25 protein-coding genes are annotated in these 18,490 nt (G+C 33.2%); 4 read left to right on the top strand and 21 right to left on the bottom strand.

The genetic code is table 11. The features are described from left to right. The 20 genes from BC748_RS02500 to BC748_RS02590 form a co-directional block, all read right to left on the bottom strand. Entirely contained in the window at positions 1-153 is a 153-nt protein-coding gene (locus BC748_RS02500) for a lmo0937 family membrane protein (RefSeq protein WP_133531884.1), read from the bottom strand. Then, entirely contained in the window at positions 153-656 is a 504-nt protein-coding gene (locus BC748_RS02505) for a hypothetical protein (RefSeq protein WP_133531885.1), read from the bottom strand. Before BC748_RS02505 ends, BC748_RS02500 begins: the two co-directional genes overlap by 1 nt. 66 nt (positions 657-722) lie before the next feature. Beyond that, on the bottom strand, positions 723-968 hold the full coding sequence (locus tag BC748_RS02510; RefSeq protein WP_133531886.1) for a hypothetical protein: 246 nt from the start codon (positions 966-968) through the stop codon (positions 723-725). 68 nt (positions 969-1,036) lie between these two features. Continuing rightward, positions 1,037-1,291, bottom strand: coding sequence for a hypothetical protein (locus BC748_RS02515; RefSeq protein ID WP_133531887.1), 255 nt, complete (start codon positions 1,289-1,291; stop codon positions 1,037-1,039). A gap of 367 nt (positions 1,292-1,658) precedes the next feature. Then, on the bottom strand, positions 1,659-2,651 hold the full coding sequence (locus BC748_RS02520; protein ID WP_133531888.1) for an MlaD family protein: 993 nt from the start codon (positions 2,649-2,651) through the stop codon (positions 1,659-1,661). A 15-nt stretch (positions 2,652-2,666) separates the two neighbouring features. Continuing rightward, entirely contained in the window at positions 2,667-3,404 is a 738-nt protein-coding gene (locus tag BC748_RS02525; RefSeq protein ID WP_133531889.1) for an ABC transporter ATP-binding protein, read from the bottom strand. Between the two features lie 5 nt (positions 3,405-3,409). Next, entirely contained in the window at positions 3,410-4,168 is a 759-nt protein-coding gene (locus BC748_RS02530) for an MlaE family ABC transporter permease (protein WP_133531890.1), read from the bottom strand. A gap of 12 nt (positions 4,169-4,180) precedes the next feature. Beyond that, the gene (locus tag BC748_RS02535; protein WP_133531891.1) at positions 4,181-4,654 is read right to left on the bottom strand and encodes a Dps family protein; all 474 of its coding nucleotides are present in this window, start codon (positions 4,652-4,654) and stop codon (positions 4,181-4,183) included. Between the two features lie 181 nt (positions 4,655-4,835). After that, entirely contained in the window at positions 4,836-7,157 is a 2,322-nt protein-coding gene (locus tag BC748_RS02540; protein ID WP_133531892.1) for a glycosyltransferase, read from the bottom strand. 1 nt (position 7,158) lies between these two features. Further along, complete coding sequence (locus tag BC748_RS02545; RefSeq protein ID WP_133531893.1) at positions 7,159-8,193, bottom strand: glycoside hydrolase family 130 protein; 1,035 nt, start codon at positions 8,191-8,193, stop codon at positions 7,159-7,161. A 163-nt stretch (positions 8,194-8,356) separates the two neighbouring features. Next, entirely contained in the window at positions 8,357-9,811 is a 1,455-nt protein-coding gene (locus BC748_RS14335; protein WP_162846390.1) for an OmpA family protein, read from the bottom strand. 197 nt (positions 9,812-10,008) lie between these two features. Next, positions 10,009-10,335, bottom strand: a complete 327-nt coding sequence (locus tag BC748_RS02555; protein WP_133531895.1) for a ferritin family protein — start codon at positions 10,333-10,335, stop codon at positions 10,009-10,011. A gap of 136 nt (positions 10,336-10,471) precedes the next feature. After that, positions 10,472-11,032 carry a helix-turn-helix domain-containing protein gene (locus BC748_RS02560; protein WP_133531896.1) on the bottom strand — a complete coding sequence of 187 codons (561 nt, stop codon included), beginning with the start codon at positions 11,030-11,032 and terminating at the stop codon, positions 10,472-10,474. A gap of 88 nt (positions 11,033-11,120) precedes the next feature. Continuing rightward, on the bottom strand, positions 11,121-11,462 hold the full coding sequence (locus BC748_RS02565; RefSeq protein ID WP_133531897.1) for a cupin domain-containing protein: 342 nt from the start codon (positions 11,460-11,462) through the stop codon (positions 11,121-11,123). A 332-nt stretch (positions 11,463-11,794) separates the two neighbouring features. After that, positions 11,795-12,328 carry a CIA30 family protein gene (locus tag BC748_RS02570; RefSeq protein WP_246013988.1) on the bottom strand — a complete coding sequence of 178 codons (534 nt, stop codon included), beginning with the start codon at positions 12,326-12,328 and terminating at the stop codon, positions 11,795-11,797. A 218-nt stretch (positions 12,329-12,546) separates the two neighbouring features. After that, entirely contained in the window at positions 12,547-12,891 is a 345-nt protein-coding gene (locus tag BC748_RS02575; RefSeq protein WP_133531898.1) for a hypothetical protein, read from the bottom strand. A 185-nt stretch (positions 12,892-13,076) separates the two neighbouring features. Continuing rightward, positions 13,077-13,424, bottom strand: coding sequence for a hypothetical protein (locus BC748_RS02580; RefSeq protein ID WP_133531899.1), 348 nt, complete (start codon positions 13,422-13,424; stop codon positions 13,077-13,079). 183 nt (positions 13,425-13,607) lie between these two features. Continuing rightward, a complete protein-coding gene (locus BC748_RS14140) occupies positions 13,608-13,748 on the bottom strand; it encodes a hypothetical protein (protein ID WP_162846391.1) in 141 nt (46 codons plus the stop codon). 51 nt (positions 13,749-13,799) lie between these two features. Continuing rightward, positions 13,800-14,120: a hypothetical protein gene (locus BC748_RS02585; protein ID WP_133531900.1), complete on the bottom strand. Its 321-nt coding sequence runs from the start codon at positions 14,118-14,120 to the stop codon at positions 13,800-13,802. A gap of 343 nt (positions 14,121-14,463) precedes the next feature. Next, a complete protein-coding gene (locus tag BC748_RS02590) occupies positions 14,464-15,867 on the bottom strand; it encodes a S41 family peptidase (protein WP_133531901.1) in 1,404 nt (467 codons plus the stop codon). 111 nt (positions 15,868-15,978) lie between these two features. On the opposite strand from BC748_RS02590, the gene BC748_RS02595 reads away from it, so the two are divergent. The 4 genes from BC748_RS02595 to BC748_RS02610 are packed head-to-tail and all read left to right on the top strand — an operon-like array spanning position 15,979 to position 17,992. Beyond that, positions 15,979-16,488 carry an RNA polymerase sigma factor gene (locus BC748_RS02595; RefSeq protein WP_133531902.1) on the top strand — a complete coding sequence of 170 codons (510 nt, stop codon included), beginning with the start codon at positions 15,979-15,981 and terminating at the stop codon, positions 16,486-16,488. Continuing rightward, positions 16,475-16,921: a hypothetical protein gene (locus BC748_RS02600; protein ID WP_133531903.1), complete on the top strand. Its 447-nt coding sequence runs from the start codon at positions 16,475-16,477 to the stop codon at positions 16,919-16,921. The genes BC748_RS02595 and BC748_RS02600 overlap by 14 nt, the downstream gene beginning before the upstream one ends. 9 nt (positions 16,922-16,930) lie before the next feature. Further along, a complete protein-coding gene (locus BC748_RS02605) occupies positions 16,931-17,455 on the top strand; it encodes a DUF4252 domain-containing protein (protein ID WP_133531904.1) in 525 nt (174 codons plus the stop codon). A gap of 3 nt (positions 17,456-17,458) precedes the next feature. Next, positions 17,459-17,992, top strand: a complete 534-nt coding sequence (locus BC748_RS02610) for a DUF4252 domain-containing protein (RefSeq protein ID WP_133531905.1) — start codon at positions 17,459-17,461, stop codon at positions 17,990-17,992. A gap of 51 nt (positions 17,993-18,043) precedes the next feature. Here the strand turns inward: BC748_RS02610 and BC748_RS02615 are convergent, their stop codons facing one another. Further along, on the bottom strand, positions 18,044-18,487 hold the full coding sequence (locus BC748_RS02615; protein WP_133531906.1) for a sterol desaturase family protein: 444 nt from the start codon (positions 18,485-18,487) through the stop codon (positions 18,044-18,046). Positions 18,488-18,490 lie beyond the last annotated feature (3 nt).

The raw sequence follows: 18,490 nt of genomic DNA on the forward strand, positions 1-18,490 counted from the left end.
TTATAATTTTCTTCCTTGAATTAAACGGAGTATAACTGCTATGGCAGCAATTATTAGCAGGATGTGTATTATTCCTGTTGCGCTATAGGCGAAAAATCCAATTGCCCATAGAATGACTAGCACGATGGCTACGGTGTAGAGTAAATTGCTCATTATTTATTTTTTTCGGTTGCGTTTTTAATATCTTGACCAAGATTGTCCATGTCATTTTTAAATTCTTGTTTGAAATTGGCCCAATTGGTTTGGTTGTTTTCATAGTTGTCAATTCGAGATTGTAGTCCGTCGTTTTTTTCTTCAAGATCAGAAATGGCTTTGGTGTAGGATTCGGTGAATTTGTTTCCAGGTTTTTTTAGTGCATCGCGCAATGAGATAATTTGTTTTTCATTGGCAGCAATAGCTTCTTGAGCTTCACGTTTGAACATTTGCCATTCTTCATCATTGGCTTTTCTGACACTGTCGTTGCTTACTTCTGTCTCTACATTTTCCATGTTCTCATTAGCTTCGTTTAGATTTTCTAAAGCATCCGCTTCTTTTTCGGAGTTGGATTTGCAACTTGTCAAACTTAGACTAATTAGAAGTCCTGTAACTACTAATAGTGCAAGGAATTTAGCTCTCATCATCGAGATACTTAGTTGTTTTGTGTGTGTTTCTTTCATAAGATTAAATTGTTTTTATGCGTTTTTGAATACTGTCAAAGTTCAGCCATGAATAGGGTTTTTGTGTTATAGTATTTTCGAATTGATTTGTATAATTCCCATTTTGACTTGATGCGTTTCTTTGTATTCTTTCAAAAGGTCAACTAATGAATTGTAATATTGCTCTAAGGAGTGATTGTTTACTTCGGGATTTTCTTGATTGGGAATTGTAGCAGGCATTTCGTTTAGAAACTTAGACAATTCAGGATATTGATTATTTATTTTTAGGGTAATGGCTAGAATATTACTATTTAGTGTATCTTTTGATGACATAACGGATAATTTTATTAAAAAAAAGCACCAGTTGATTAGTGCTTTTTTTGATGTCTTTGGTCACAGGATTATTTGGCGACGGTGGCATATTTTTTCAGGTTTTTTTTCTGGAGTTTTTTAGCCAGTTTGCTTTCGCCTTTGGCTTTCATCCCACATCCGCAGGCTGTTTCTTTGTTTCCTTCTTTATAATGCTTTGCAGCTTCATTATGATGATGTGCGGCAGCTTCGTGGTGTTTTGCTGCTTCTTCGTGGTTGTTAATTACTTTTTGAGTTTCGGTAGCTTCGTCAACTACTTTTTTTACTTTTTTGTTTACTTCTAACATGGTGTTGTATTTAAAATTATAAATTCATTTTTATAATAGTGTAAAGTTCGTTTGGATTCTTTCTTTTGAAGTTATACTACTATGGTGAAGAGTTTTATAATTCACATATTTAAAAAAAAAGTGGAGTTTAAAAAAGAAAAGAGATTGTCAGATAGATGATAGCGTTTGTAATAGTATTCAAAGAAAGATTAAACGAGTTTTGATTTTTGATAACAATACATTTGATAATGTAACTCTGTTTTATTCTTACGTTGCAATCATTTTGTTAGACAATCTCTTTTTAGCATTAGTAGATTTTGAATAGTCAAAGGTCATTCTAGTTGTGCTATTTTCTCTTTCATAATTTTGTTAAAGATTTATATAATTATCATTTTTTGAGGAGTTTTGTCTTGTTGTCGGCTTCTTTTTGGGTTGCTTCTTGAATTGCTTTAGCTTTTTTTGCTGCTGCTTTTTTCTTTTTGTTGAAATAACCACGAAAAAGAAAGTTGTGTTTCAGTGCTTCCATGTTTTCGTTCAAACCTTTGGTTGCGTCTTGTATGTTGATAAAAGTTGAGTCGAGTGATTTGCCCATTTTTTCGTCAGTGGCTAGTTTAGAGAAGATACTGTTGGTATTGTTTATTTTGTTAGTAAACGTTGAAAAGTTTTGTGTGCCATTTTCGATATTGGTGAAAGCATTTTCAAGTGATTTTGCTAATTTTTCATCAGTGGTAAATTTGGAAAGTACACTGTTATTGTTGTTCATTTTGCTAGTGAAAGAAGCAAAACCTTCCGTTCCTGTTTCAATATTGAAAAGTGTATTCTCTATAGATTGAGCCAATTTTTTATCGTTCATTATTTTGGATAATGCGCCATCGTTGTTATTCATTTTTTGACTAAAAACAGCCAATTCATTGGTTATTATAGCAGCATTGTCAACGCTTACTTTTACGCTTTTCATCAAGTCCTCCATTTCAATGGCTTTGGTAGAAGCGATAGTGTTGTTATTTTTTACAGCTTTGTTAGAAGTTTTTCCGGGTGAAATGGTCAATACTTTATCGCCCATTAATCCATCGGAACCAATACTGGCAATGGCATCGGTTTTGATGTATTGCAACATTTCTTCTTTGATGACAACGGTAACAATAACTGTAGAATCGGTTTCAAATTCAATTTCTTTTACCGTTCCGATATTGATACCCGAAAGGCGAACGTTGTTTCCAATTTTTAATCCGCTAACGTTTTTAAAAACCGATTTTAATTGGAAGGTTTCGCCAAAAAGGTTTCTTGTTTTTCCAATAAAATAGATCGTGACTACAAAAAGGAACAAGCCAATGATGACAAACATTCCTAATTTCCAGATGTAGTTATTATTTTTTTTCATGGTTTTGATTTTAAATTATATAAAAAATGATTTTACCCATTCGTCATCGCTTTTTTCCAGTTCTTCGTATGTTCCTTCGGCATTAATGACTCCATCTTTTACTATCAATATTCTATCGCTCGTACTTTTGGCGCAAGCCATATCGTGTGTGATGATAATAGATGTGGTTTGGTATTTTTTTTGAATGGAAACCATCAGTTCGCTAATTTCTCTAGCTGTAATAGTGTCCAAGCCAGAAGTTGGTTCGTCATAAAGGATGATTTCGGGTTTGATAATTACGGTTCGAGCCATGGCAATTCTTTTGCGCATTCCACCAGATAAATCGGCGGGCATTTTATCGATAGCTTCTAGTAATCCAACATTTTCTAAGGCTTCATTGATTTGGGTTTCTATCGCTTCTTTTTCAATGTCTTTCGTATGATGTTTTAGCGTAAAGGTTAGATTTTGCCTGACGGACATCGAGTCGTACAAAGCACCATTTTGAAACATAAAGCCTATTCGCACACGCAAAGTGTTGAGTTCGGTCTTTTTTAGTTTTGTAATATCCGTATCAAATACTTTTATTTCGCCTTCGTCAGCTGGAACCAAACCAACCAAACATTTGATAGTTACTGATTTTCCAGAACCCGAACGACCAAGTATTACGAGGTTTTCGCCTTTGTAAACTGTCAGTGTTATTCCTTTAAGAACTTCGTTATCTCCAAATTTTTTATGAAGATTTGTGATTTCAATAATTGTTTCTTTTTTTTCCATAACGTTTAAAAAAAGAAGTCCGTTATTTGAACGGCAAGCATATCAATAATAAAAATAGATAGTGAAGCCGAAACCACAGCCGAGTTAGCCGCAATGCCAACGCCAGCTGTTCCGTTAGAAGCGTTGAACCCTTTGTAGCAACCAATCATTCCGATGAAGAAACCGAAGAAAAAAGTTTTGATAGTTGCTGGTATAATGTCTAGAAATTCTAAATGTTCAAACACATCCGAAAAGTAACGGAACATTGTTATATCGCCATGAATGTTATAGCCAATATAACCGCCATAAACACCAACCAAGTCGGCATAAATTACTAAAATCGGTACCATAATTGTGGTAGCTAAAATTCGGGTAACAACTAAATACTTATACGGATTTACTGCCGAAACTTCCATCGCGTCAATTTGTTCGGTTACTTTCATAGAACCTAGTTCAGCACTGATGCTTGAAGCAATTTTCCCAGCACAAATTAACGCGGTAATAACAGGAGCAATTTCTCTAATTAGTGAAAGTGACACCATACTTGGCAACCAAGTTTCGGCACCAAATTTTGCCATGGTTGGTCTGGATTGAATGGTCAATACCAATCCCATGATAAAACCCGTTATGGTCACAAGCGGCAATGACTTGAAACCAACAGCATAGCATTGTCTAAGGAACTCGTTTATTTGAAATGGCGGAAGGAAAAGCTCTTTGAAAAACCTTCCTATAAACAAAGCGATGTTGCCAGTATCAGTAAATATATTTTTTAATGCTAGTATCAAATGGGAAATAAATTAGTTTAAATAGCGTCGTAAGATCCAAGCCATGGTTTCGTGTTTTTGCAATATTCCGGTTAGTAAATCTGCCGTGCCAGCATCGTGGTATTCATCAGTACAGGTATCGATGTCTTTTCTAATTTCGGAAATCAGTAATTCGTTATCGTTTAATAATTCCAAAATCATATCTTTTTGTAATGGATATGAATTGGGTGTTTCTTTTAATCGGGTTTGAGCTAAAAATTCTTCCATAGTTCCAATGGTTTTTTCACCTAATTTGTTAATTCTTTCGGCTACTTCGTCAATGATTAACTCTAATTCATTGTATTGTGTTTCGAACAGTTTGTGCAATTCCATAAAGCTATTGCCTTTTATGTTCCAATGGAATTTTCGTGTTTTGACATATAAAGTCATTTCGTCCGAAAGGACAATGGATAGACGAGATGCGCTACTTTTTAAATTGGCTTCTGTTATTCCTATTTTTGGTGTCATTATCATAATTTCTCAGTTTTATAAAGCATCATTATCTCCGAACTCGTTCAGTTTCTTTTTGATGTTTTGTTTTGAATAAATGGATTTGTTAGTCGTATTTGAAATACTGGTCTTTTTAGCTGGTTTTGTTGTTTTCGTTGTACTTTTTTTCTTTTTTAAAACGGTCATGGTGGTTGTTTTTTTAAATGGTAATGGTTTGTGATTTTTTATTGGTTGGTATCGGTTTCTTTTTAGCAATAGCGGGCATTTTTGGAACTAACTTTTGATTTGTTTTGAAGTAGTTGCCAATAGTTAATCGTGCCATTAAATAACTCACAGTCGACTCGGCACCTTGATTTAGGTTGATGTAATCTTCTTCTAAACCGTCATAACATCCGCCAGTACACGGATTATAAATAATTTTGTTCAAATGATTTTTTCCTAAGAACCAGTTAAATGCAATGGACATTTTATCTAAATAACTTTCGTCTAAAAACGTATCATAGAATTTGCTCAACGCCATTATGGTATAAGCCACATCAATAGGTTGTTCGCCACCAATTACTTCCTCGTTATTTTGGGTGTTGTTTTGCAACCAACCTTTATTTGAGACTACTTTTATACTGTCTTCTGTAAATGTTTTAGATAATAAAAAATCAAAACTAAGGATGGCAATTTCTCCATATTTTGGTGTGCCCAAAGTTAAGTAAGCACAAAGCATAGCTTCGGGAAGAATACTGTTGCCATAGGTTAGATAGCTTTCAAACCAACGCCAATCTTCAGTAGTTTCATGTTTGTACATTTGAACTAGTTTGTCGGCAAGATGTTTTGTAATGTTTAGATTATCAGTGGTTTTATGTGTTTTGTTACTGTAGTAAATGCCTTTTATAATAAAAGCCATTGCTCTTGGCGAATGTATTTTCAGCACATTGGTCAAAGCGAGTTGCATCGTTTTGATAGCATCTTCAATCAGAGTATCAGGAAGTATTTCACGATTGGAAATCAAATAACCTAAAGCCCAAATTGCTCTTCCATTAGAGTCAGAAAGATTGGTTTCGTTGTTTTGATTGGTAAACTTTTTGTCAATACACAAGTAGTTTAAAAAATAGCCCTCTTTGTGAAGACACTTTTTAATAAAGTTAAAATAAAGAGAAATATAAGTCAAATCATTGGCATCTTTTGATATTTCAAATTGCTGACACATTGCTACTAATGCACGCGCATTATCATCGAGCGTGTAACCTGATTCAGCATCGGGTTTGTTGATGTTTGAAAACTGTATCATACCGAATTCGGTGGTTAGTTTTTTCACATGGTTTAGATTTACTTCTGGAATTTTATACGCTAAGTTTAAATTACGTTCCGAAATAGACTCAAATAACAATGTGTGTGCTATCGCTGAATTCTCCCAAGCTGTTGGCGCTAATTTGTGAATGCCGTTGGCTGAAATACTGTTGCATAAAGCGTCATTTTCAAGTAAATCAATTACTTTTCTAGCGAGTTGTTTTGGATTTTCAAAGTCGATGATTATTCCAGTTTCGTTTTGCAATATTTCCACAGCATGAGGAATAGGAGTTGAGATTATTGGACAACCGCAACTTAACGCATAGGAAAATGTTCCGCTCACAGCTTGGTTTCTGTCTTTGGATGTAAACAAATAAATATCGGTTAGCTGAAGGTATTCGAGCAATATTGGCAATGGCAAATATTGGTTAATGAATTGGACGTTTCTTTGAAGGTTTAGTTCTTCAATTCGAGCTATAAGTTGTTCTCTATAGCTTTCGTTTTCTTGCTTAACCACATTGGGATGCGTTTTCCCGATGACTAAAAACAACACATCTGGATATCGTTTCACGATGATTCGTAAAGCATTGATAGTTGTTTCTATGCATTTTCCAGAACTTAACAGTCCAAATGTGGCAAGAACTTTTCTACCTAGTAGGTTGTATTTTTCTTTTAAAATATCTTTATCAGTGTGTTCTACTAAATGGGTTCCATGAGGAATAATTTCAATTTTGGCAGCATCCAAGTCATAATCAGCAATTAAAATTTTTGCCGAAGATTTTGTCATTACTATAATCGATTTGGCTACTTTTTCAATACTTTTTACTAGTTTTCTTAACTCTTCATTTGGTTTTGGTAAAACGGTGTGAAAGGCAACAATAATAGGTTTGTTTAGTAGATTTAAAAACGCAATAAAATCAGTTTCATTAGTTCTAAACAATCCAAATTCGTGTTGTATTACTACTATTTGAATTAACTCGTTATTATTAATCTTGGTAGCAGTTTCTTTATAGGAAACCTCATTGTCCGTTTCGAGAATGTATTTTACTTCTTTTGGATAAAACTGTTTTTCATTTTCATATTCTAAAGCACAAATAGACAGTTTGAACGTTTTTTCGAATTTATTTTTGATTGCAAAAACCAAATCTTGCGAATAGGTTGCGATGCCACATTCTCTTGGTGGATAAGACGTTATTAAAACTATTTCAGGAAGATTTTCGGCTTGAATGTTATTTTTCATGTTAGATTTTGTTTAGCATTAATTCGGTTATTAATTCCTGTAAATTCATAGAGGCACAAGCAATTCGTTCATCTGCAGCACCATAATAGATATATAAAGTCTCGTCAAAAACAACTGCACCTGTTGGGAAACAAACATTGTTGACTTCGCCTTTTAATTCCCAATGGAATTCTGGATAAAACAGCGGATAGGGAAGACGCGCAATTTCTTTTTGTGGATTATCTAAATCGAGCATTGCGGCACACGCAGAATAGACATATCCTTTTAGCGTATCGTGAACACCATGATAAATAAGTAGCCAACCAAATTCAGTTTCTATTGGAGGACAACCACCACCAATGTAGCTTATCTCATGCTTGTATTTTGGCGTAAGCACTAAGTAATCATTGAAATTAAGAAAGTAATTTCTCCAAAACTCTGGGGTTAGTTCTTCTATGGTTTCAACACCAACTACAATTTGAATTTCTGGTCTAATACGATGGAGAAAGAAGAGTTTACCGTTTATCTTTCTGGGAAAGAAAATGAGGTTTTTGTCCCAAACCAACATCTTTACGCCATCTTTTTCTATAATATGTTCGTGTTGATTGTAGCGAAAGTATTTTTCGTTAATCGTTGCATTCTCTTTGGCTAAATCATTAAATTCTTCATAAGTTATTTGTGGAACGATGATACCTTTTCTATCGAAATTCACTAAATCTGTTGAGGTAGCCAAACAACCCAATGCGTTTACACCATCATAACCCGTATAGGTCAAATAATAGGTATCGTCAATTTTCACAATTCTCGGATCTTCAATACCATGACTTTCATAATCCATTTCGGGAGAAAGCAAAGGTGTTTCGTTTCGTTGCTCAATAAACAATGGACCATCCAATCGACAATAGCCAATAGTAGAATGATTTCCAATCCGAACCGCACGATATAAAAGATGAACATGTTCACCATCTCTAATTGCCGCTGGATTAAGAACGCCTTCGTTTTCAAAATTATGATTGGTTTTTTTTAGTAGAATGCCTTCTTTTATGACTTGTATCATTAGGGTTTTTATTAGTTTTTTTACTATTTTAAATTTCGAGATAATTGGTGTAGTAACTGTTATATAATTTTAAAATTGAGTTGCATTATTCCCACAATAGAAAAAGGTTGCCACATGAGGGACAACCTTTTAATTAACTAATAAATAATTGGGATTCTATAAATTAGTAGTTAGTTCTTAATTCTACTCTTCGGTTTTTAGAACGACCTAATGAAGTTTCGTTAGTGGCTATTGGTTTGCTTTCGCCAAAACCTGTTGCAGTCAATCTACTTTCTGAAATTCCTTTTCCAATTAAATAAGTTCTCACTGAGTTGGTTCTTTTTTGTGATAAAACCATATTAGAATCGTCCGAACCAACGCTATCAGTATGACCATCGATGTATAAACTTGCACCTTCATATTTGTTAAGGATAGCAGTCAATTCATCTAACAACGTTAATGAAGCTACTTTAAGTTTATCACTATTGTTTTCAAAGAAAAGTTTACTACCGATATAAGTAATTCTCACAGCATCTTGTTTTGCTATTTCTGGACAACCTTTGTTAGCGATATTTCCTTTTAATGTTGGACATTTATCGTCAATATCAGCAACGCCATCGCCATCCGTATCAGGACAACCGTTTAGACTTGCTGGACCAGCAATATCTGGACATTTATCTTTGTCATTAGTAACACCATCTTTATCATTATCCATAGCACAACCAGTTTGATCTACTTTGCTTCCTGGTGTTGAGTTTGGACATTTATCATCCATATCAGCAACGCCATCATTGTCAGAATCTGGACAACCTTTTAAGGCTGTTGTTCCTGTAACATCAGGACATCTGTCGTCTTTGTCGGCTACACCATCATTGTCTCTATCTGGACAACCATTCATTAGTGCATTTCCAGCAGCATCAGGACAATTGTCTAGATAATCGGCAACACCATCATTGTCTTTATCTAGCGGACAACCTTTTTTGTCAACTGCTACACCAGCTGGCGTATCAGGACATTTGTCATTACTATCCGAAACACCATCAAGGTCGGCATCTTTTTTGTCTCCAAAATTGAATGTTAAACCCGCAGAGTGCATCACATAGTCATCGTTTTTTCCTGACTCAACTCCATCTCTTTGGTCATTGTCTGTAAAAAGAAATTTCTCTTGGATGTTAAGAATCAATACTGGAGATAGTTTAATGTTGATACCAGCACCAGCAGTAGGCAAGGCGTAATCAATTTTTTCGGTGTGAAAGTTTAATTGATTATCAAAAAGAATTGCACCAACACCACCAAAAACGTAAGGACTAATATAATAATCAGAGCTTAACAAATTCAAACGTAAGTTTAACGAAGCAGCACTGAAATCACTTTTATAACCAGTAACACCACTGTTGTATCCTAAAGTTCCTCTAGAAAAGGATAAGTTCAAATCGAAGTATTTAGATAAAAAGCGAGTAGCTGAAATACCTCCAAAACCATACATGGTTTCGTCTGTTTTATACCAATCTCTTCCTAAATCGCCGTGGTATTGGATAATTCCACCATGAAGACCAAAGTTCCATTTTTTATCTTCCGTTTGCGCATTCGATGTAATTGTAGATGCTAAGCAAATACATAGAAGTAATAATTTTTTCATATTTATGATATTTAATATTAGGACAAAGGTCATTCAACTGCCAAGCTGATTTGTTATACAACTATTATTTATGTTTGTGTTATTCACACATTTTTGTTTTAGAAAAAGGCATAAAAAAAAGCCCTGTAGTATGAAAAACAGGACTTTCCGAACAAATGGTCTCTACATTTATTCAATCTATCAAAGAAAAAAATGGTTTAGCACGCTATGGCGCTATGCATAATGATATCACTTTTTTGGGTGTCAAAAAAGTCTGGAAAATTTTCTTCTAGGTGTTTAATATGGTCTCGTGTATATTTCAAATGTACTGTCAAATAGTTAACGAGTTCAAAAGTAGAAGCACCCATCATCATTAAATCAATTGCTACTAACAATTGTACTTCATGTTCGTAAATTTTTTTTAATTCTTTTAATAATAAATGTTTGGATTGGTCTATACCATCATATCTTCTGCTAGCAATTATCTTTTTTACATGATTAATGCTAGTAACTCTAGATAAATTGTTGCTTATTTTCGTTTTCATATTGTTTCATTTAGAGGTTAAAAAAATCTTTTAAACACTGTTCAACTTGTTTTTATAACGTTAGTTAATTATAGGACAAAGTTGCTTTAAAATGAAATAAGGATTGTTATGAAATTAGCTTATAATGTGATATAATTCACATATTTTCTAAGGAAGTACGCTTTTTATCTTTTAAGTTTTTGAAGAAAGTAGGTGTTAGTCCAGTTACTTTTTTGAACTGAGACGAAAGGTGGGAAACGCTACTATAGTTCATCTTATACGAGATTTCAGTTAAGTTAAGTTCATCGTAGATTAGCAGTTCTTTAACTCGTTCTATTTTATGTGAAATAATATAATGTTCGATGGTAATTCCTTTTACTTCCGAGAAGATATTGGCAAGATAAGTGTAATCATAACCCATAATATTACTCAAGTATTCGGAGAAATTAACTTTGGGCAATTCATCATTATAATGCACCATTTCGGTGATGACAATCTTTATTTTTTCGATAAGCATTGCCTTCTTATCATCCATTAGTTCTAAACCACAAAGGGATAAATTCTTTTTTAATTCTATTCTTTGTTCCTCTGTGATGGTTTCAAGTATATCAGCAAAGCCAAGCTCAACACAGGTAAAATGAAGTCCAAGATTTTTTAATTCTTCTTTGACAACCATTTTGCATCGTAAACTGACCATATATTTTATGTATAGTTTCATTTGTTATTCTGTCTAAGAATTTTCTAACTGTTATTGGTGTCATCTACTAAAGTTTTGAGCGCTATTATAGCTTTAGAGAATATGCTTTCTAATCTTCGTAACCACTTTTGATTATGGTAGAAATCATTTTAAATTGTTCGTTGGCATTAAAACTGTGTTGTGCATGCGCAGGAATGATGATACCTTCACCCAAAACCAGTTTGTGTTTTTTTTCTTTAATAATAATCTCTGCTGTGCCGTCAATAATTTGAATATAATTATCATAAGGCGATGTTTTTTCGGCTAGTTCTTCGCCAGCATCAAAAGAGGAAGCGGTTATGTTGCCTGTTGTTTTTTTGATAATCGTCTTGCTAACCACGGCGTTTGGTATGTATTGAATGATTTCAACAATAATATGCGATTTAGATTTTTCTAGTTCTTTGTTGTCCATTGGATAGGTTTAGTGAGGGTTTTTAACCGCAATTATAAAATAGTAATAATATATAGTAAAGGTAGCTAGATATAACTATTATTGGTTATGAAATATCAGTAAAATTTTATATAATTACCACATTATGGGATTATTAGACTATTTAGATTATTAAATTATTAGATTGTTAGAATGTTAGATTATTAGATTATTAGATTATTAGATTTGTGGATTTGATTTTTGTAAAGTCGTGTGGACTTTTTGAAGTGGAGTTTTTGGTAATAATTCAATTTTATAGCGTAGTGGCTATTGTTTTTTTTACAAATTGATGGTATTAATCAAATCGATTACAATTACTCTAGTGCTATCCAATCGATGAGCAATGTAAAGTCTTCTTCTTGCTTGTTTGCAATTAAAAAACTTAGTTGTTCGATGGTATTAAAATTAAAATTGGGAAGGTTTAGTTTTCTTCCTCGAAACTGTGGGTAGAATTCATTGATTGGTAATTTTATTATTTCCCAATCGCCTGTTGTAGAGAAGGAGTGAACATAGGATTCGGGTTGGTCACTAAAGCCTTTTAGACGGAATTCATAGTTTTTTCCATCTCCTTTGATACGTAAAACGATGTGTTTTTTTTCTTCAATAGCTATAGTTTTATCCAATTGAATGGAAGCAAATCCTCCGTAGTTTTCTAGAGAGACATGACCAGAGAATTGACCGTTTTTGTTATCCGTTAGTTGGATGCTGCTGCTGGATATTCCACCCATAACACCATCATTTACTACGCGCCATTCGTTGGGTTTTGTTTGTTCGCTAAAGGTGTATATTTTTTTCATGTTGGTTTGAGCAAAAAGGCTGATGGAAAATAGGAATATAAGGTATTTCATTTGTTTTTGGGTTTAGTACGACCTTTTTACTGTTGTTATGGTATTAACAATTCGCGTTTTGTAGTGCTGTTGGTTTTGAACAAATGTACTGAAAAGGATTTTTAATTATGTTCTGTCTTTACTCTATAATATTCAAATCATTGCATTTGTTTGAAGTGCCATTTTTTTATTAGCCAACAACACTCAAAGAGACGAGTAGGATTAAAGTATTTATTTGCTTAATTGTGGTTTTTTTTATGCTGTTTTAAATGTAAAATAGTTGTGATTAAAAATCCAATTCCTGCAAAGAGAGTTACATAAGGCAACCAAGTTTTTCCCTCTTCGAAGTAAACATAAGATGTTAGAAACAAAGCAATACTTTCAAAGAAATGGATCACGATCTCCAACGAGGAATGGTTTCTCTTTAAAATTTTTACATTAATAAAATAGCCTAAGATAATACAACCTAGTAACAGAATTGTCCATCCTATAAAACTGTGATGGTGCTGAATTTTGTCAAACCCTTTTGTTATTAAAATAAAGGCAACAACAAAATGATAAATGGAGGCTAACTTTTTTTTCATGATACTTGTTGGATTTTAGATTGTTGCTTCTCGATACATTTTTGGACTTTGTGATTTGTTTTTCTGTTGATGGTTTTTAATTTGCCAAAAATACTCCAAGTGACGTGGTGGATTGTTATAAAAATAAATAATTACCACAGAAAGGTTTCTTGCGGCAGCTGATGCATTTTTATAAATGAAAAAAATTACTTCTGCTGAAAACTAGTTAATAAAACAATTCTATTATTATCAGTTTTTGATACTACAAGCCATGGTTTTGCGTCTGTTTTTCTTATGTCATTTCCTTTCATGGCGAATGCTTCTTGCTTATTGTCAGCAACATAGATTGCTGTGCCAACTGGAAAATTATATTCTTTATTAGCATTTGGCTCAACATTGCTTACTCTGGTTTGACCTTTACCATCTGGAGTGAATATAATCAACGAAAGATGATAAGCATCTTCATAATCATTTTTAAAACTTAGTTTAATAGCATCTTGTCCAATAAAGAAAAAGTTGAATACAATCAAAAGGGATACGATTAATAGTCTCATAGTACATGTTTTAAGGTGTAACAAGTTTACGAAAAAAAGTTAGAATAAATTTATTTTCGTTGCAGAAGTTGTAGCGAATACTTTGTGATATTTTTGAATTGTTTAGATTATAGTGTTTCGGTTTGGCGTGGTAGTTAGGTATTATTAGCAAAGTCGAGAGACTTTGTGTAGCGTATAGTTTTTTTATTTATATTTTTCACTCAACTTTATTCCATCTTCTGTAAGTTCTGTTTTCGGGTTCTCTTTTACAAATTCTTTTTTTGCATTTTCGAAAGTTAAATCAATAAAATTGTCTCCATATTTTTTTAATATCGCTCTATACATTTCATTTTGATAGCAGTAGGGTTCAAAACCTTTCATTCTGACGCAACGCCCTTAGTGTTCTTTTGTTTCAATACCGTGTTGACGAAATGTTTTTATAACTTTACTTTTAATTTGTTCAGGAATTAAACCAAAATATATCAGTTTTCCATTTTTAATATCGTTTATTGCTTTTGCTTTTTGACTAATGCATAATGCGTCAATCACCGTAACATCTAGGTTATTATTTTCCGTCCACATTTTAGCATAAACACCTTCATTATAAACAATCATTTTCCCGTTTTTATCAAACGTAGCCAATTCGGTCGTTTCATTTTTTCCGACACAAGAATTAAGAATAATGGTCAAAAAAAATATTTTTGTTATTAATTTCATTATCTACAATTTAGATGTCTGATTTACTTTTATATTTCCGTCGAACGAGAGTAGTCATTACGTTTCTAGGCTATTTGTATTTGCGAAATCAGCGAACAGCGTACTTCCTGCTAAGATAAAATATTTTCGTGAAGAAATAAGAACAACTCAAGAAAAACCAGCAATAGCTCGAAAACTGCTGATGTAGGAAGTTTTTTTTAGAAATAGAATTTTTTGCAATCCTCAACTAATTTTGCTGATTTTGAAATTTCTTAGCTAGACTACTCAAAAACTTTTTATTAATTAAGTCCACAAAAAAAGGAGCCAATGAAGCTCCTTTTTATATATAAATTATAAATAAATCTTATTTCATCTCAACATACATCTCACTGCGCAACGGTTGAAGCGCTTTAGCATCTGTTAAATCACGTTGTTTAACTTCTGCAGGTTGATTTGTCATTCTGCCACTGCCAGTAATTAAAGTAATGGCTTTGTTAAGTAACGTTTCATCGCTATCACCAAGAACACCAAGCATCGCCATGTCTTCAAAAAGCTCATAGTCAGGAGTAATACCAGCAGTATAATCGCCAACACCATTTTTGTTTACTATTTTCAACACTATTGGTTGCATTGCATACTTATGACTTGTATTAACATCCGTTTTAGAAAAAGTTGGAGAGTCATAAAGTGTAATAGAACCTACATTTTTTCCCGCCGTAACATCTCCAATTTGAACAACTTGAATATAAGGTTTCAAACAATTAATAACCAGCTCACTAGCAGAGGCAGAACTCTTGGAAGTAAGCACATACACTTTAGTCAAATTCAAACTATTCAAGCCGCTAACAAATTTATTCTCCAATCTACCTGGATTATTAGCTAAGAAATAGGCTTGCGCTTTGCTGTTCCATTGTTCTTTGGCAAATAATTGCCCATCAAATTGTCCTGTAATCATGCTTGCCAATTTAGTTGCTGAGGTAACTGCTCCTCCAGAGTTATACCTTAAATCCAAAACCAAATCAGTAACGCCTTGAGCACTAAAAGTACCAAAAACACTATTCAATTGCGTATCATAAGCCGAAAAGAAACCGTTGTACATCAAGTAACCAATCTTTTTATCACCTTCGGTAAGAACAGTATTCACTAAAATTGGATTTTCTGCCAAAACAGTTTTGGTTAACGAAACCGATTGTCCATTTGGAGTTATTGCACCACCATTATAATCCGCAAGGTTTAAAGTATAGTTATCAGTAGATAATAAACTCCTGTAATTATCAACAGTAAGAGCAGTTCCATTAACAGCATAAAACAAATCACCGCGCTGAATATCCTTTCCAGCAGCATCAGAACCTGGAATAATATATCGAACCCAACCATAAACTTCTGTTGTACTCCCAGGTTTTTCTCTGATAGCAAAATCAACACCATTATTCTTAGTATTTCCAGTTAATATACCTTCCAACACGGAATAATCACTAAAAATAACACTGTATTTATCAACCGTTGCTCGCTCATAAAGCAAACTAGTAAATAACGTTGAAGGCGAAGTAAACTCTTTTAGAAATGTATTCAATTCGTTTTGAGTTGCAAATCGATCGTCAGCTAAATTGTCAATTTGTTCTTGCCAGAGATAATAAAGGTTCATTCCTTTCCAAACAAAGTCCTTACTTTGCAGACTAGATGGAATCAAGTTATCATCATTGTCTTCACATCCCAACGGAAGGAAAACAACGAAACCTAGTAATAAATAAAATACAATCTTTTTCATAGCGTGTTTCTTTTTATAAACGTAAATTTAGCAAGTTTAGTTTAGAAAAAAATATTTTTTTGTAACAAAACAAATTATCGCTCGTCTTGACTATATAACCCAACCAATACAATGAACCAAAAAGAGTTTATGCAAGTTGTAAATCCGTTTAAGGATAAAGTCTTCCGAATGGCAAAACGGTTACTCGTTAGCACGGAAGAAGCCGAAGATGCAACTCAAGAAGTAATGGTTAAGTTATGGAAAAAGAACGAAAGTCTAGAAGAATATAAAAGTGTTGAAGCCATGGCGATGACAATGACAAAAAATTATTGTTTGGACCAATTAAAATCAAAAAGAGCCAGTAATCTAACTATAGTTCATAACAACTTCACCGATAGGGAAGCAGGTTTACAACAAAAAATAGAAGACAGTGACACATGGAACTGGGTTGAAAAAATAATAAACGATCTACCCGAACAACAAAAGCTAATTATTCAAATGCGTGACATTGAAGAAATGGAATTTGAAGAAATAAGCAAAGTCTTGGAAATGAACGAACAAGCAATTAGAACAGCCTTGTCGAGAGCAAGAAAAGTGATAAGAGAAAAAATGACAAAAACACACCATTATGGCATTGGATAGAATAGAAAAATTAATAGAAAAATACTTCGAAGGAGAAACAAGTAGTGCCGAAGAAAAAGAATTGAAAGATTATTTTTCCTCATCAGATGTTGCGCAGCATTTGGAACATTACCAACCATTATTTGGTTATTTCTCTCAAGCAAAACAAGAACAGTTTACGGCAACGATACCATTACACACTAAAAAACAAACTAAAGTAGTTTGGCTATCTGTTGCAGCATCGTTAGTTGTTATGCTTGCTGTTGGAGTGTTTGCATACCAAGGTACAAGTGAACCAAAGCATCAGGATTTAGGCGTTATTGAAGATCCAGAAATAGCCTTTAGAGAAACACAAAAAGCATTGGCACTTATATCAAAACATGTAAATACCGGCATAGAAAGTGTGAACTATTTAAGTGAATATGAACAATCAAAAAACAAAATTTTTAAATAAAAAGAAATCATGAGAAAGTTAATTTTAATCGTTGCATTAGTATTTATAAGCAATACCATTTTTGCACAGCAAACACTTTTTGACAAGTTTGACGGAAAAGAAAATGTTTCTTCAGTCATTGTAAACAAAAAAATGTTTTCGCTTTTAAGCAAAATGAAAGTAGAAGATAAAGAAACACAACAATATGTGAATCTTATCAAAAAATTGGACAACCTTAAAGTGTTTGTAACGAGCAATGCTACATGGGCAAATGAAATGAAAACCACTTCGGATAAATATTTAAAATCAGCAGCACTTGAAGAGTTAATGAGAATTAACGAAAAAGGTAAATTGGTAAAAATCTTTGTAAAATCAGGAGCGACAGACTCTCAAATCAAAGAGCTATTCATGTTTATTGAAGGAGGAGGAAAAGAAGAAACGGTATTAATGTCCTTAACAGGTAATTTTGATTTAGACGAACTGTCTGTTTTAACAGAAAAAATGAATTTACCTGGAAGAGATGTTTTGAATAAAGCTTCAAAAACTAAAAAATAAGTTATGAAACTGTCTTTATTTCTAGCATTACTTGCAGCTACAATGTTAGCAAGCTGTAATTCCGAACCAAGTTTGCAACGCTATTTCGTTGACAATTCTGAGAAAAAAGATTTTATCTCACTTGATGTTTCCCCAAGTATTTTGAATGTCAATAAAACCAAGTTGACCGCTGATCAAAAAACAGCATTGGAATCATTTGACAAAATGAATATTCTTGCCTTCAAATTGGATAAAAACAATGCTGCTCTATATGAACAAGAGCGTGAAAAACTTTCTAAAATTCTGAAGGATGAAACGTATCAGGAATTAATGAAAGTTGGTTCAGGTAAAGATGCTGCTTCCATAAGTTTTGTTGGTAATGAAGACAATATTGATGAATTTATAATTTATGCAAATAAGAAAGAAAATGGTTTTGCAGTAGTTAGAATTCTTGGTGATGATATGAACCCAAATAATATAATGACAATGCTTTCGGTTTTGAAAGATGCCAATATAGATATGGAACAATTGAAACCACTAGAAGATTTAATGAAATAAATTGTAATTGGTTAGTTAGTAAAAAAGTCCCGAATTATTTCGGGACTTTTTTTATTTTTTAAAGTATTTGAAAGGAACGAAAAGCATTCCAAAACATTCGCTATCATCTTTTCCAATGTGCTTATGATGCATTTTATGAGCTCGTCTTACACCTTTTGCATAAATATTATTTGCATTTCGGAATAGTTTAAAGCGTTGGTGAATAAAAATGTCATGAACAATAAAATAGGCTAATCCATAGGCAAAAATACCTAAGCCAATTGCAAGCCCAATTTCTAAAATATTATTTTGCCAAAGCAAAAAGAAGCCGATACTAACCACAGCATAGAAAATAAAAAAAGTATCGTTTCGTTCGAACCATGAGTCATGGTCTTTTTTGTGATGGTCAGCATGTAAATTCCATAAAAAGCCATGCATTACATACTTGTGAGTGAACCAAGCCATGAACTCCATCATGCAAAAAGTTAATAAAAAAACAACAATGTGAAGTAGCATAAA

The organism is Flavobacterium dankookense (assembly GCF_004362665.1).
Taxonomy (GTDB): domain Bacteria; phylum Bacteroidota; class Bacteroidia; order Flavobacteriales; family Flavobacteriaceae; genus Flavobacterium; species Flavobacterium dankookense.